13 protein-coding genes are annotated in these 14,812 nt (G+C 73.7%); 7 read left to right on the top strand and 6 right to left on the bottom strand.

Annotated elements, in window-relative coordinates; all coding sequences use genetic code 11:
• Both nirD and D7223_RS19230 read left to right on the top strand, forming a co-directional pair.
• Positions 1-345: a nitrite reductase small subunit NirD gene (nirD, locus tag D7223_RS19235; protein ID WP_120729920.1), complete on the top strand. Its 345-nt coding sequence runs from the start codon at positions 1-3 to the stop codon at positions 343-345.
• Complete coding sequence (locus D7223_RS19230) at positions 345-1,433, top strand: uroporphyrinogen-III synthase (protein ID WP_120729786.1); 1,089 nt, start codon at positions 345-347, stop codon at positions 1,431-1,433. The genes nirD and D7223_RS19230 overlap by 1 nt, the downstream gene beginning before the upstream one ends.
• A 114-nt stretch (positions 1,434-1,547) precedes the next feature.
• Here D7223_RS19230 and D7223_RS19225 read toward each other — a convergent pair whose 3' ends face one another.
• From D7223_RS19225 to D7223_RS19210, 4 genes are all read right to left on the bottom strand, one after another.
• Entirely contained in the window at positions 1,548-2,171 is a 624-nt protein-coding gene (locus D7223_RS19225; protein ID WP_120729785.1) for a GTP-binding protein, read from the bottom strand.
• Positions 2,152-2,517, bottom strand: a complete 366-nt coding sequence (locus D7223_RS19220; RefSeq protein WP_120729784.1) for a DUF742 domain-containing protein — start codon at positions 2,515-2,517, stop codon at positions 2,152-2,154. The genes D7223_RS19225 and D7223_RS19220 overlap by 20 nt, the downstream gene beginning before the upstream one ends.
• An 84-nt stretch (positions 2,518-2,601) precedes the next feature.
• Positions 2,602-3,009 (bottom strand): roadblock/LC7 domain-containing protein, encoded by a 408-nt coding sequence (locus D7223_RS19215; RefSeq protein WP_007465177.1) that lies wholly within the window; start codon positions 3,007-3,009, stop codon positions 2,602-2,604.
• Complete coding sequence (locus D7223_RS19210) at positions 3,006-6,233, bottom strand: sensor histidine kinase (RefSeq protein ID WP_420330328.1); 3,228 nt, start codon at positions 6,231-6,233, stop codon at positions 3,006-3,008. Before D7223_RS19210 ends, D7223_RS19215 begins: the two co-directional genes overlap by 4 nt.
• Positions 6,234-6,679: 446 nt before the next feature.
• Between D7223_RS19210 and D7223_RS19205 the strand changes: the two genes are divergently transcribed.
• A complete protein-coding gene (locus tag D7223_RS19205; RefSeq protein ID WP_120729782.1) occupies positions 6,680-7,864 on the top strand; it encodes an ABC transporter substrate-binding protein in 1,185 nt (394 codons plus the stop codon).
• Between the two features lie 54 nt (positions 7,865-7,918).
• On the opposite strand, the gene D7223_RS19200 is transcribed toward D7223_RS19205, so the two are convergent.
• Complete coding sequence (locus tag D7223_RS19200) at positions 7,919-8,776, bottom strand: ABC transporter permease (protein WP_120729781.1); 858 nt, start codon at positions 8,774-8,776, stop codon at positions 7,919-7,921.
• A 104-nt stretch (positions 8,777-8,880) separates the two neighbouring features.
• On the bottom strand, positions 8,881-9,909 hold the full coding sequence (locus D7223_RS19195; protein WP_120729780.1) for an ABC transporter substrate-binding protein: 1,029 nt from the start codon (positions 9,907-9,909) through the stop codon (positions 8,881-8,883).
• A gap of 267 nt (positions 9,910-10,176) precedes the next feature.
• Here D7223_RS19195 and D7223_RS19190 point away from each other — a divergent pair, with 267 nt between their 5' ends.
• From D7223_RS19190 to D7223_RS19175, 4 genes are all read left to right on the top strand, one after another.
• Positions 10,177-10,962 (top strand): ABC transporter ATP-binding protein, encoded by a 786-nt coding sequence (locus tag D7223_RS19190; protein ID WP_120729779.1) that lies wholly within the window; start codon positions 10,177-10,179, stop codon positions 10,960-10,962.
• 2 nt (positions 10,963-10,964) lie between these two features.
• Positions 10,965-11,915 (top strand): LLM class F420-dependent oxidoreductase, encoded by a 951-nt coding sequence (locus D7223_RS19185; protein ID WP_120729778.1) that lies wholly within the window; start codon positions 10,965-10,967, stop codon positions 11,913-11,915.
• Positions 11,912-12,214: a cupin domain-containing protein gene (locus D7223_RS19180; RefSeq protein WP_120729777.1), complete on the top strand. Its 303-nt coding sequence runs from the start codon at positions 11,912-11,914 to the stop codon at positions 12,212-12,214. The genes D7223_RS19185 and D7223_RS19180 overlap by 4 nt, the downstream gene beginning before the upstream one ends.
• 78 nt (positions 12,215-12,292) lie before the next feature.
• Positions 12,293-14,791 carry a hypothetical protein gene (locus D7223_RS19175; protein WP_120729776.1) on the top strand — a complete coding sequence of 833 codons (2,499 nt, stop codon included), beginning with the start codon at positions 12,293-12,295 and terminating at the stop codon, positions 14,789-14,791.
• Positions 14,792-14,812: the final 21 nt, after the last annotated feature.

Below are 14,812 nucleotides of genomic sequence, written 5' to 3'. Positions count from 1 at the left end.
ATCACCCCCACGACGCTGACCTGGACGACGGTCTGCCCGCTGGACCGGCTGGACACCGACCGGGGCGTCGCCGCCCTGGTCGCCGGTGAGCAGGTGGCGCTGTTCCGCACCGCCGACGGGATCTTCGCGGTCGACAACCGGGACCCGGTCACCGGCGCGTACGTGCTGTCCCGGGGGATCGTGGGCAGCCGCGGCGGGGCGCCCACGCTCGCCTCCCCGCTGCACAAGCAGGTGTACGACCTGCGCACCGGGCACTGCCTGGACCTGCCGGGAGTCTCCGTCGGGCGGCACGAGGTGCGGTGCCGGGACGGACTGGTCGAGGTGCGGCTGCGACAGGAGACCTGATGCGCGACGAGTTGTCCGGCTTCACCATCGGCGTGACCGCGGACCGGCGACGGGACGAGTTGGCCGCGCTGCTCCAGCGGCGGGGCGCCCGGGTGGTCCTGGCCCCCGCCCTGCGGATCGTGCCGCTGGCCGACGACACGGAGCTGCGCGAGGCCACCCGCGCCTGCCTCGACCGGCCGCCGGACATCCTGATGGCCAACACCGGCATCGGCATGCGCGGCTGGCTGGAGGCGGCCGAGGGGTGGGGGCTCGCCGAGCCGCTGCGCTCGGTGCTCGGCGAGGCGTACGTGGTGGCGCGCGGCCCCAAGGCACGCGGGGCGATCCGCGCCGCCGGTCTGCACGACCAGTGGTCACCGGCCTCGGAGAGCTGCGACGAGGTGGTCGACCACCTGCGCCGTCGTGGGGTGGCCGGCCAGGTCATCGCCATGCAGCTGCACGGCGAGCGGCAGCCGGACTGCACGATGGCGCTGGAGGACGCCGGGGCGACCGTCATCGAGGTGCCGGTCTACCGGTGGGCTCCACCGACCGACCCGGCCCCCCTGCACCGGCTGATCGACCTGGTCGCCGGCCGGCTGGTCGACGCGGTCACGTTCACCTCCGCGCCGGCCGCCGAGGCGCTGCTGCGCAGCGCGGGCGACCGCACCGAGGCGGTGCTCGACGCGCTCCGCGGTGACGTGCTGGCCGCCTGCGTCGGCGCGGTGACCGCTGAACCGCTGCTGCGGCGTGGGGTACCGGTGAGCGCCCCGAACCGGGCCCGGCTCGGCGCCCTGGTCCGCACCATCGTGGACGAGCTGCCCCGGCGTACCGTCACGCTGAAGGTGGCCGGTCACCTGCTCACGCTGCGCGGGCACGCGGCCGTCGTCGACGGCGACCTGCGGCCGCTCGCCCCGGCCCCGATGGCGGTGCTGCGGGCGCTGGCCGACACTCCCGGCCGGGTGCTGTCGCGTACCGCCCTGCTGCGGACGCTGCCGCGCGGCGCGGACGAGCACGCGGTGGAGATGGCGGTGGCCCGGCTGCGTGCCGGCCTGCGCGCGCCGCGGGTGGTGCAGACCGTGGTGAAACGCGGCTACCGGCTCCGCGTGGAATGAAAGGAAGGGCCCCCCGTTAACGCCTGCGGTAGAGGAAGGGCCCCCTCTTAACGCCGGGCACCGGACGCCGGACGCTCCGGGCGCCGCGCAACGGTCGCGCGGCGCCCGGGGGCGTCAGCCGACCGGTGCCGGGTAGCCCCGGTCGTGCTCGGCCTGGAGCCGGAGCATCGCGTGCTCCACGACGGTCACCAGCACCTGCTTCACCGACTCCCGGTTGCGGGCGTCGGTCATCACCAGCGGCACGTCGGGCCGGATGGCCAGGGCCTCGCGGACCTCGTCCAGCTCGTATTCCGGCGCGCCGTCGAAGTGGTTCAGCGCCACCACGTACGGCAGGTTGCGGTTCTCGAAGTAGTCCAGCGGCGCGAACGCGTCGGTGATCCGGCGGGTGTCCACCAGGACCGCCGCGCCCACCGCGCCCCGGATGATCTCGTCCCACATGAACCAGAAGCGGGTCTGGCCCGGCGTGCCGAAGAGATAGAGGATCAGGTCCTGCGCCATGGTGATCCGGCCGAAGTCCATGGCGACCGTGGTGGTCTCCTTGCCCGGCACCTTGGACGGGTCGTCGATGCCGACGCCGGCCGCGGTCATCACCGCTTCGGTGGTCAGCGGGGTGATCTCCGAGATCGCGCCGACCAGGGTCGTCTTGCCCACGCCGAACCCGCCCGCGACCACGATCTTCGCGGAGACGATTCCCCGGTTCTGGCGTGCCCCGGCGGGGTCATAGCCTGCGAAGTCCACTTAACACCCTTCCAAGGATCTCCATCCGCTCCTCGAACCCCTCGGCGGGAGCGGCAGTGTGTAGCGTGAGCAGGCCCTCGGCCACCATGTCGGCGACCAGCACCCGGGTCACCCCCAGCGGCATCCGGGTGTACGCGGCGATCTCCGCCAGCGACTGGGCCCGGCCCTCGCAGATCGTGGCGATGCGGTGCTTGTCGTGCCCGGCGAACCGTGACTCGGCGACCGCCGTCGGGCTGGCCATCAGCACCGCCTCCAGGGCGATGTCCTGCCGGGGCTCGGTACGCCCTCGGGTGACCGCGTACGGACGTACGAGCGCCCCGCGCGGGTCCTCACGACGGCGGTCCATCCGCGATCACCTCCCTCCCCGGCCGGAGCCCGTGGGCACCGGATCTGTCGTCACTGGCCGACGCGGGCCCGCGTCGCGCCCCGGTTACGAACGCACCGCGTCCCGGGGCAGCGGCACCAGGGCCGCGCCGACCCGCTCGACGAGCAGGGCCATCTCGTAGCCCACCTGGCCCACGTCGCAGCTGCGAGCCGCGAGCACGGCCATCGACGACCCGTCGCTGATCGACATCAGGAAGAGGTAGCCGCTGTCCATCTCGATGACGGTCTGGAGCACTCCACCGGCGCTGAACATCCGCGCGGCGCCTTCGGTCAGGCTCACCACACCCGAGGTGATCGCCGCGAGCTGGTCCGCCCGGTCCCCGGGCAGGTCCCGGGAGGAGGCGAGCAACAGCCCGTCGGCGGACACCGCCACCACGTGGGCGATCCCCGCCACGCTGTCGGCGAAGTTGGTGAGCAGCCAACCCATGTCCTGCATGGCCGCTGGCCTGTTCATCGGCTCGTCTCCTTGGTCGAGGTGCTGTTCTGGTCCGTGCCGGCCGCCCGGCCCCGCTGCACGCCGCGGTGGTAAGCCGACAGCAGGCCCCGTACTTCGTCCGGCGTACGCCGGCTGCGGTCCCGGCCACCCCGGGGTTCGATGCCGCCGGGCACCAACTGCGCCTGCGGCACCCGCTTGGGCAGGCCGGACCGGGTGGTGCCGGCGGCGGCCGGTTCGGCCGCCTTGCTGGCCCGGGTCCATCCCTCGTCGGCGGCGGTCCGCCAGGCGTCGGCGGACTCGCTGGCGGCAGGTGTCTCGGCGGCCGGCGCGGCCACCGGGTCGGCCGGCGCGGGCGGCGCGACCGGTGCGGGCGGCGCGACCGGTGCGGGCGCCGGCGGCGGCGCGACCGGCGTCGTGCTCCGGCTCACCGGCGGAGTGTACGACGGCGGAGGAGGCTGCGCCGGGGGCTGCGCGGGCGGCGCGGTGTCCGTCGTTCCCGGCGTCCGGGTGGGCAGCTTGGGCCGGGTGGCCGCGGTCGACGGCGACGGGGTGGCCGCGGCGGCGGCCGGAGGCTGGTCGAAGTCCGGCCGGGCGAAGATGGCGGTGGCGTCGTCGCCGTGCGAGCGGAACCAGACCGCCTCCATCTCCCGGAAGATCGGTGCCTCGGCCGGCAGGCCGGAACGGGACACGACCGGCGCGGCCGGGGCCAGCGGGGCGGTGGCGGCCAGGCCGGCGCCCAGCCCGGCCGCGCGGGTGCCACCGTCGACAGTGGGCAGGGGCGAGGGGTGCCCGCCGTTGGCTCCCCCGGCCAGGCCGGCGGACGGGGTGGTGGCCACCGGTCCGGCGACCGGGCCCACCGGCAGGACGGGTGCGGCCGGTTCGCCGGCGTCGCCGGCAGCCCGCCGGGGCAGCGGCTCGATGGTGGGGTAGGCCACGGTCGGCGTACCGACGGAGACGCCGCCGCTGCCCGCGAACGCCGGTGCGACCGGGACCCGGGCCGGGGTCGGCCCACCGGCCTGCACCGGCGCCGTGGTGTCCCGGGCCTGTCCCGTCGCCGACCACGGAGCCGGCGGGTCGACCCGCCAGGGGTCGGTGAGGGTCGCCGCGGCGGTACGGGCGCCGGCCAGGGGTTCGGCGTGGCCCACCGGGGTCAGCGGGGTCTGCTCGACCGGTAGCGACTGGCGCGGACGGACGATCGCCTGGTCGCGGCCCCGCGTGGCGGGGAGCACGACGGTGGTGGCCGGCAGGGTCACCTGCGCCACCGTGCCACCCTCGACGTTGCGGCGCAGCTCGACGCGGATGCCGTAGCGGGCGGCGAGCCGGCTCACCACGGCCAGACCCATCAGCCGGAACGCGGCGACGTCCACCGTGGACGGTCCGGCCAGGCGGCGGTTGAGCGAGTCCATCTGCTCGTCGGTCAGGCCGAGGCCGCGGTCCTCGACCTGGATGAGGACGTAGTCGCGGATCCGCCGGGCGTCGGCGACAACGGTGGTGTTCGGGGGCGAGAAGCGGGTGGCGTTGTCGAGCAGCTCGGCGACGAGCCGGACCACGTCGTTGACCGCGTTGGCGGCCACCGAGATGTCGGTGTCCACAGTGCCGAACTCGATCCGGTTGTACAGCTCCACCTCGGACTGCGCGGCCCGCAGCACGTCCACCAGCAGGGCGTCGTCGCGGCGCGGCACGGCCGAGTCGGCGCCCGCGAGAACCAGCAGGTTCTCGTCGTTGCGGCGCATCCGGGTGGCCAGGTGGTCCAGCTCGAACAGCTGCGCGAGGCGCTTCGGGTCCTCCTCGCCGCGCTCGATCGCGTCCAGCTCACCGATCATCCGGTCGACCAGGGTCTGACTACGCCGGGCCAGGTTGAGGAACATCGCCGAGACGCTGGTCCGCAGGGCGGCCTGCTCGGCCGCGACCCGGACCGCCTCGCGGTGGACCACGTTGAACGCGCTGGCGACCTGGCCGACCTCGTCCCGGTTGTCCAGCTTGATCGGGTCCCGGACCTGCTGGACGATGGCGTCCACGCCGCCGTCGCCGACGGTGTCGATGTGCTGCAGGCGGCGCACCGCGTCCGGCAGGTCGTGGTTGGCCACCGAGAGGGCACCCTCGCGCAGCCGGTAGAGCGACTCGTTGAGCGAGCGGGCGAGCACGACGGCGAGCGTGACCGCGATGAGCAGGGTCAGCAGCACCAGCAGCGACTCCACGATCGCCTGCCGGATCACGTCCGAGCGGGCCTGGTCGGCGTCGCTGAGCAGCTCGTCCTGGAGCCGGATCTCGGCCCACCGCATCAGGTCGTTGACGGCGCCGATCGCGGCGACGGCCTCCCGCGCGGCGACCGGGGGCCGCTGCCCGACGGACCGGGTGATGTCGCCGGCCACCCGGTCGGCGAGGGTCACCGCGTCACCGGAGACGGTGCTGTCCACCAGCGTCCGCTGGGCCGGGTCGGCGGCGAGCGAGAAGGCGGTCAGCGCCTCCTGCTGGCTGGTCAGGGTGGCCACGAAGGAGGAGAACTGCTCCTCGTCGAGCTGGCCGACGCTGAGCGCGGTGAACACGACCGCCTCCTCCTCGGCGACGGCCGCCTTCGCGCGGGCGAACGCGGCCACCGCACGGCGGGCGTCGGCCAGGCTCTCCTCGCCGGGCAGCTGGGCCAACCCGTCGCCGTACGCGACGAGGTCGGTGAGGATCACGCCGTACCGCAGGGTCGCCTCGGCGACCGCCATCTGCTTGCGGTCCAGCACCTGCTGCCGGGTGGCGTCGAGGGTCTCCAGGTGGTCGTCGATGGTGGCCAGGCGGTCGGCCAGCGCGGCCGGCGGCTCACCGATCCGGTCCCGCTCGGCCCGGTACTCCCGGACCCGCTCGTCGGTGGCCCGGACCCGGAGGTTGTACGGGTCGGGCTGGGCCCGCGTGGCGGCCAGGAACTCGGCGGCGGCCATCCGCTCGGAGTGCAGGTCCTGGGTGAGCGCCGAGACGTCGATGGACAGCTCGGTCAGCGCCAGTGCCCGGGTCGCGTCGTACGCGCCCTCGCCCACCGACACCAGTCGGACGGTGGCCAGCGCGATCACCGCGGCGACCGGGACCACCAGGATCAGCGCGAGCTTCGAGCGGATCCGGGCATCGCGGAGTCGGGGCAGCCGGCGTCGCCGGGACCGCGCGCCCTGGCCGCCAGCGGGCGGTGGGGCGGTTGGGCCACCGATCGGCGGCGGGGCGGGCTGGCCGCCGGCGGGCAGGGTCGTCGGTCCGGTGCTCACGACATCGCCTCCGTCGTATCTTCCACGCCTGACCCGCCGACCCGTGCCTGATGCAGCGGAGAGCGCCACGCGCGGCACGGCGGCGATTTCATCAGACGGGATCTGATTTGGGAAGCCGCAGTGAGGCAGGAAACGGTCGGAGGGCGTACAACGGCTTCCCGCATCACCCAATACCTGCAATTCGTACTGGCCGTGAACAGGGCATCTCACTCCAGAGTGGTCGCGCATGTCAGTTGCGTGAGCATTTGCAAACTTTTCGTTACCCCACGATGTGGGATCGGTGTCCCGAAAAGCCGTCGCCGCCCCCGCTTGACCGCAGCGCCCGCCATTGGCAAGGTTTTGCAGGCTTCGCGCACACCGTACGGCAGACCCATCCCGTTTCTCCACTGAGGACGGACGAACCGGCGGTGACCGGGCAGCGCCGGCGCCGCACCTGGAGGACTGAGTTGAGCCCCATCCGCTCCGCGACCGCCACGGCGATCGCATCGGCCGTGCTGGCCACCATGCTCACCGGCTGCCAGTTCGGCGCGGAGGAACAGGACACCAGCCCGATCGTCATCGCCGCCGACCTGGAACTCTCCGGCACCGCCGCGCCGGTCGGGAAGGCGTACCAGCGGGCACTGGATCTGAAGATCGACCAACTGAACTCGTCCGGCGCGTTGAACGGCCGCCGGATCGAACTCAGGTGGAAGGACAACCGCTCCGACGCGAGCGAGTCGTTGCGCAACATCCGCGACTTCAGCGACGATTCCAGGGTCAGCGCGATCATCATGGGCGGCTGCAACGAATGCGCGATCGGGGCGGTCCGCACCATCAACGAGAAGCAGATCCCCACCATCGCGCTGGCGCCGGCGGGGGCGGTGGCCACCCCGGTGGCCGAGCGCCGGTACGTGTTCAAGGTCGCACCGAACGCCGCCGACAACGCCGCCGCGCTCGCCGGTGAACTGCGCCGCAAGGGTGGCGTACGCAAGGTCGGCGTACTGCACAGCGACGACGACTACGGGCGCGAGGGTCTGGCCGCACTGCGCGGCGAACTGACCAAGGCCGGCGTCCGCACGATCCGGGCGCAGGCGGTGCGTCCCACCGACACCGAGGTCACCCAGCAGGTCGGTGAGCTGGTCGACGGTGAGCCCGACGCCCTGCTGGTGTGGACCTCGCCGGAGCAGGCGGCGCTGGCCGCCACCGCCGCCCAGGAGGCCACGTTCTCCGGCTCGCTGTTCTTCGACGCCGCCGCCGCCGGCAACCTGTTCCTCGGCGCCTCGGCCCGGGCCACCGAACAGGCCACCCTGATCTTCACCCAGACCATGGTGATCGACGACGTGATCGCGACGACACCCGCGAAGGCCGCCCGCCGCCAGTGGTTCCAGGACTACACCGCCAGCTACGGCGGCTACCACGGATCTTCGTCGTTCGCCGCGGACGCCGTCCAGCTCATCGCCGACGCCACGCTGCGCGCCGGCGGCGAACCGGGCAAGGTGAACCGCGACGGCATCCGGGACGCCCTGGAGACCTCCCAGTTGGACGGCCTCTCCGGTCCGATCCGGATGACCCCGGACAACCACTCCGGTCTGATGCCACAGGCGCTGACCGTGCTGGTCGCCCGCAACGGCCGCTGGCGACTGGCCGGCTGACGCCACACCGGGAGCGGCCCGCCGGAGACTCCTCCGGCGGGCCGTCGCGTCCACTCAGCGGCTACTGGTGGTCTCCCGCTGCCAGGGCAGGGCCCGCCGCTCCACCACCAGCAGGGCGGCGTACAGCAGGATGCTCACCAGCGCCACCAGCATGATCGCCGCCCACGCGGTGGCGGTGTCGCCGATGCCCGCGTACTGCTGGATGACGTAGCCCAGCCCGCCCTCGCCGGCCTGGAACTCACCGATCACCGCGCCGATCGCGGCCAGCGGCATGGCCACCTTCAGCCCGACGAAGATCTGCGGCAGCGCCGCCGGGAACCGCACCTTGCGGAACGCCTGCCAACGCGACGCGTTCAGTGACCGGGCCAGCTCGGCCAGGTCGGCCGGGGTGGTGGTCAGCCCGGTGGCCGTGGACAGCACGATCGGGAAGAAGCAGAGCAGGAACACCATCGTCAGGATCGGCTTCTGACCCCAACCCAGCGCCACCACCAGCAACGGCCCGAGGGTGATCTTCGGTACCGCGTTCACCGCCACCAGCAGCGGGGTGAACATCCGCTCCACCGTCCGGGACGCGGCCAGGGCCAGGCCGAGCAGCACACCGGCCGCCGCCGAGAGGGCGAATCCGAACAGGATCTCCCGGGTGGTGACCCAGGTGTGCTCCAGCATCCGGGCCGGCTGGTCGACGAACGCGGTCACCACGCTGCCCGGCGGCGGCAGGGCGGCGGGGTGGACCAGTTCCAGACGGGCCACCAGCCACCACGTGCCGAGCGCCACCAGCAGGCCGGCGACGGGCAGCAGGACGGTGGTGGCGCCGCCGCCGAGCCGCCGCAGCGGGCCGCGACCCCGCGGAGGCACGGCGGGCGCGGGCGGGGCGACCGTCACCGCCGGCTCCGGCGAGCGGACGTCGGTCATGGAGATCCTCCTGGGAACGTGCGGCCCTCCGGCCGGTACGAGAGCGGGGGCGCGCCCCACCGGCGGAACCGGTGGAACGCACCCCCTTGCGACGGTCGGACCGCTCAGGCCTTCGGCGCGAGACCGAAGTCGATGATCTGGTCGGGGGTGATGTTCGACTTGAGAGCGCCCGCGCCCTGCAGGATCGCGATGCTCTTGGCCACCCGGCCACTGTCCAGGGTGCCCAGCTGGGTGCCGGAGTTGCTGGACCGCACGTACGCGGCCATCAGCTTGAGCTCGGCGGCGGCCGCGGCCGGCACGGTGGCGTCCACGTTCTTCTTCAGGATCTCGGCCGCCTCCTCCGGGTTGGCCAGCGCGTACTCCAGGCCCTTCATCAGGGCGCCGGTGAACCGCTTGACCATCTCCGGGTTCTCCTTGGCGATCTTCGAGGACGTGATCAGCACGTTGCCGTACAGGTCCTGCATCACGTCGCTGTACGGCAGCACGACCGCCTTCTTCTTGGTGACCGCCTCGATGGTGGGCTGGCCGACCACGAACTGGCCGATGCCGTCGACCGAGCCGGAGGCGAGCGTGCCCATCAGGGTCTGCGCCTCGCCGTTGACCCAGGTCACCTTGTTGACGTCGACGCCGGCCAGCTGCGCGTACGTCGGGAAGAGGTTGCGCACGACGGACCCGGGGGTGTCGGCGAGCTTCTTGCCCTCCAGGTCCTTCGGGGAGGCGATGCCCTTGCCCTCGACCGTGGCGATGGCCGCCATCGTGCGCTGCTGGATCGCGGCGACCGCCACGAAGTCCTTCGCCTGCCCGTTGCCGAACTGGAGCAGACCACCGGTGAGGTCGATCGGGCCGAACTGGGCCTGACCGCCGACGATGTTCGTGATGACCGTACCGGTGCCCTGGCCCGGCTTGATCTCGACGTCGAACCCGGCCTCGGAGAAGTAGCCCTTCTCCTTGGCGACCCAGGCGTACGAGTCGCGGCCGAAGTTGCCGAAGGAGGTGAGGTAGGTCACCTTCTCCATCGCCTTGCCGTCGCCGCCCTTGGGCGACTCCGAGTCCGAGCCGCTGCTGCAGCCCGCGACCAGGGCGAGGGCGGTGGCCAGGGTGGCCGCGGCGACCGTGCGGGTCAGCCTTCTCATCTGTGCACCTTGTCCTTTCCGACCGGGGCCTGGGGGGCGTCCCGGCGGGGTTGTCTGGTGGCGTCCGCGCGGGGGGAAGCCGGCACCACCGTCGTGAGGGGACTCTTCGCGGGCACAGCGTACGAGAAACCCGCAGTTGCGACACCAGGCGTATCCGGTTTCGGAACGGAAACAACTCGTGTCCACCCCGGACCGTGCGATACGGAGACGAGACGGATAGCCTGTGCGGCGAATCGCTGACTGACGAATCAGGGAGGCACGCCGGAGATGATCCGTCTGTCCGGGGTGTCCCGCACCTTCGACGGCCGCGGTGGCCGGGTGGAGGCGCTGCGCGGCATCGACCTCGACGTCGCCGAGGGCGAGTTCGTCGCCGTCGTCGGCCGCTCGGGCTGCGGCAAGTCAACACTGCTGCGGCTGATCGCGGGGCTGCTGCCGACGACCGCCGGTGAGATCGCCGTCGCCGGTACGCCGATCACCCGGCCCCGGCCGGACATCGCCATGCTCTTCCAGCGGCCGGCCCTGCTCCCCTGGCGCACCGTGCTCGACAACGTCCTGCTGCCGGTGGAGATCTTCGGCTGGAAGCGCAGGGAGCACCGGGAGCGGGCCCGCGCGCTGCTCGACCTCGCCGGCCTGGCCGGCTTCGAGAAGCGCCTCCCGCACGAGCTGTCCGGCGGCATGCAGCAGCGCGTCTCGCTGTGCCGGTCGCTGATCGGCGAGCCCCGGGTGATGTTGATGGACGAGCCGTTCTCCGCGCTCGACGCGCTCACGCGCGAGGAACTGTCCGGCGAACTCCAGCGGGTGCACATGGAGACCTCGGCCACGGTCGTCTTCGTCACCCACTCGATCGACGAGGCGGTGCTGCTGGCCGACCGGGTGGTCGTCCTCAGCCCACGACCGGGACGGATCCGCAAGGTCGTCGACGTCACCATTCCCCGACCCCGCACCCTCGGCCGCAACGCGCACCTCGCCGACGTCGCCCGGGTCAGTGCCGACCTGCACGAGCTTCTGATGGAACAGGACCTGCCGGCCGGCGTCGGCGCGGAGGGACGATGACCATGCGGGTGTCGGTGTTCACCGAACCGCACCGCGGTGCCAGCTACGACGACCAGCTCCGCTTCGCCCTGGCGGCCGAGGCGGCGGGGTACGAGGGTTTCCTCCGCGCCGACCACTACCGGGCGATGGGCGACGATCCGGGGCTGCCGGGTCCGACCGACGCCTGGCTGACCCTGGCCGCGCTGGCCCGGGAGACCAGTCGCATCCGGCTCGGCACCCTGGTCAGCTCCGCCACGTTCCGGATGCCCGGTCCGCTCGCGGTGATGGTCGCCCAGGTCGACCAGATGAGCGGCGGCCGGGTCGAGCTGGGCATCGGCGCCGGATGGTACGAGCGTGAGCACACCGCGTACGGCATCCCGTTTCCGGGCGTCGGCGAGCGGTTCGACCGGCTGGCCGAGCAGTTGGAGATCGTGACCGGCCTCTGGGGCACCCCGTCGGGCGGGACGTTCAGCTACACCGGCGACCACTACCGGCTCCAGGACGCGCCGGCGCTGCCGAAGCCGGTGCAGGTGCCCGGGCCACCGGTGATCGTCGGCGGGCGGGGCCCGAAGCGCACCCCGGAACTGGCCGCCCGGTACGCCGACGAGTTCAACATGCCCTTCAAATCGGTCGAGGAGACCGCCGCGGCGTACGACCGGGTGCGGGAGGCGTGCGACCGCACCGGACGGACCGGGAGCGGGCGCGCGCCGCTGGTGCTCTCCGCCGGGATCGTGGTGGCGATCGGCCGTACCGACGCGGAGGCGCGACGCCGGGCCGCCCCGCTGCACGAGAAGAGCGCCCTGCCGCCGGAGGACCCGGTGGTGGGCTCGCCCGCGCAGCTCGTCGAGCGGATCGGGGAGTTCGCCGCGATCGGCGCCACCCGGGTCCACCTGCGGCTGATCGACCTCGCCGACCTCGACCACCTGGAGCTCGTCGCCGCCGAGGTGCTCCCCCACCTGGACGGAGTCCGATGACCGACACGCCGCTCGACCTCGGGCCGGTGGGCCAGGAGATCGTGTACGAGAACGACCGGATCCGGGTGTGGCACATCCGCCTGGAGCCGGGCGAGCGTCAGCCGCTGCACCGGCACGACCACCCGTACCTGGTGGTGGCGGTGCAGGGCGCGAAGAACGTCGTGCAGACCGTGGACGGCACCCGGATCGACGCGGACGAGCCGACCGGAGGCGTGGTCTACCGGGACCCGGGAGCCGTGCACACGCTCACCAACGTCGGCGACACCACTTACCTGGCCCGGCTGGTCGAACTCAAGTAGACCCGCCGGGGGCGGTGTCGCCACGCCGCACGGCGCGCCGGTGGCGGTCGGCCGCACCCGGTGCGTAACGTGCCGGACATGGCCTTTCGGACCTGGGGCAGACTGCTGCTCACCGCGCTCGGGGTGAGCCTGCTGGCCGGGGCCGGCCAGCTCGGCATCGCGTTCGGCTTCGGCATCGTCCGCCTCGACGGCAGCTTCACCGGTGGGAGCGTCAACCAGTGGCCGGCGCAGCTCGTCTGGGCGGGCTGGTTCGCGGCGAACGCCGCCGTCGCCGGCGCCGTGCTCACCGAGCGCCTGGCCCGCCGCGACGGGCTGCTGACCGGGACGGCACGGCCGGTCGCGGTGGCCGCCGCCGCCGCGCTGGGCGGCACCGTCGTCGCACCGCTGTGCATGCGACCCGCGCGGGCCGCCGAGCTGATCTCGGTCGACCCGGTGTGGGCGGTCGCCATCTGCGCCACGGCCGGCGCGGTGGTCGGCGCGGGCGCCGCCACGGCCGTCCTGCTGCGACCGCCGGCCGGTTGGAACATGGCGCTGGTCGCCGCCGCGGTGTGGCTGCTCGCGCTGGTCTCGGCCGCGCCGGACCTGCTCCGGTCCGGCCCGCTGTCCACGGTACGACTCGGCGTGCTGGAGCCGTCCTGGCTCGATCCCGACGCGGCCCAGCGGCTGTCCATCCTCGTCCTTCCGCTGGTGGCCCTGCTCGCCGGCGCCGCCAGCGGCGGGCTGGCGCGCTGGCGGGGACACCCACCGCTGATCAGCGGTGCGACCGGCGTGGCGGGTCCGGTAATGGTCGCCTTCGCCTACCTGACCGCGAGCCCGGGTGACGCCATCGACCGCTACCAGGCCACCCCGTACTACGGCGCGCTGATCGCCGTCGCGGTCGGCGCCCTCGGCTCGGCCGCCGCCGCGTTGCTGCGCTGGCCCCTCGTGCCGAGCCGGGCGACGAGCACCGCGATCGAGCCGACCGAGGTCCTCCGGGCCCTGCCCGCCGGCCCGGCCCTGCCGTCGACCACCGCGTCGGCGAACACGTCGTCCGACGGCACCGCCTCCGACACCACGGCCTCCGACATCACGGCCTCCGACCTCACGCCAGCGACCTCACCCTCCGCCACCACGCTCGTCGCGCCCTTCCGCGACGGACCGGCCCCGACCGCCGTCGGCGGCCAGGATCGCGGTACGCCCCACCCGCCCGCCGCCCGCTCCGCCGGCCCCGGCGCGACGCCGCCGGTCCACTGGGACTGGCCGAGCGCGACCCCCGCACCGGCACCGACGCCGGCACCGACGCCGGCACCGGCACCGGCACCGGCACCGAAGGCTCGGCGCTCCCGCCCGGCGCCGGAAAACACCGCATCGCCGGAGCCCACGACGACCACCGAGCTGACGGCGACCACGGAGTCGGTGGACGGCACCGGAACGCCGGGCCTCCTCGATCCGGAAGAACCGCTCGGATCCGGCACGATCCCCGGTGCCGTCTCCACGGTGTCCGCACCGCCCACCACCCCGCGCCCCGCCGCGGTGCCGACCGCCGGTTCGACCCGGACCACCACATCGGGCCAGGACACCGAGGCCACGCCCCGTCCCGACGAGGTACCGACCACCACCACCCGGACGCCGGACGGCTCCGGGCCGGAACGGACGGCACCCCCCGACCCCACACCCTCTTCCGACGACGCACGGACCGCCGATCGGACGCCGACCGCCGACGCCACGCTGAATGCCGGGTCGGTAGCGACCGGGGACGACCCGGAACCGACCGTGGGCGCCCCGAAGACGCCGCCGGCCCGATCCGCACGATCGAAGCGGATCGCGCCCGTCCGTGACGTGTCCGAAGCCGGTGCACCGGCACCGCTCAACCCGCCGCCCACCCCGCAGGCTCCACCACCCACCCCGCCAGCCCCGCTCAATCCCCTGGCGCCGCCCATCCCGGCCACGCCACTCACGGCGACGCCACCCGCCCCCGTCCCGCCGCTCGTGGGAACCCCGCCCACGCCGCTCACCGACCCGGCACACCGACCGGCAGTGAGCGGGAATCCAGAACCTCCGCCCCGGCCACGGCACCGGGCACCACTGCCGGACCTGAGCCGGGCCGCGACCTGGGACGCCTTCGCCACCGCGCGGCGTGCCGGAACCGTCGGTACCCCCGCAGGGGCGCGACCGGCCGGCAAACCCGACGCCGCCGGAGCGGTGCCGCCGGCCGACACGCCCGGCCCGGTACACGAGGCCGGTCTCCCCGGCTCTACCGGTTCGGCGCAGGATGCCGGTCTTCCCGGCGTCGTGGGCTCGGACTCGGCGGACGCTGCCGCCGCCTCGGACGGCACCGCCGCCGGACCGTCGCAGGGCACCGACCCCGAGAAGCCGGCCGGCCGGACGCGCGGCCGGCGTGGGTTGTTCCGCCGCAAGGGGCGTACCGAGCAGGGGGCCGCCCCTGCGCCGGAACGCGAGGGCGGGCACCTGCCGGCGAAGGACGAAGAGTTCGTGGACTGGGTCGCCGGGCTGAGCAAGCCGCTGCCCGACAACGAGCCGGAGCAGGAGAGCGGCCGTCGCTCGCTGCGCTCAAGCGGCCGGCACCACCGCGACTGACGACCCGACCCGACCGGCAGG

The sequence above is a fragment of the Micromonospora endolithica genome (genome assembly GCF_003626595.1).
Classification (GTDB): domain Bacteria; phylum Actinomycetota; class Actinomycetes; order Mycobacteriales; family Micromonosporaceae; genus Micromonospora; species Micromonospora endolithica.
The sequence above is the reverse complement of the archived record's forward strand: the minus strand, read 5'-3'. Positions and strand labels throughout refer to the sequence as shown.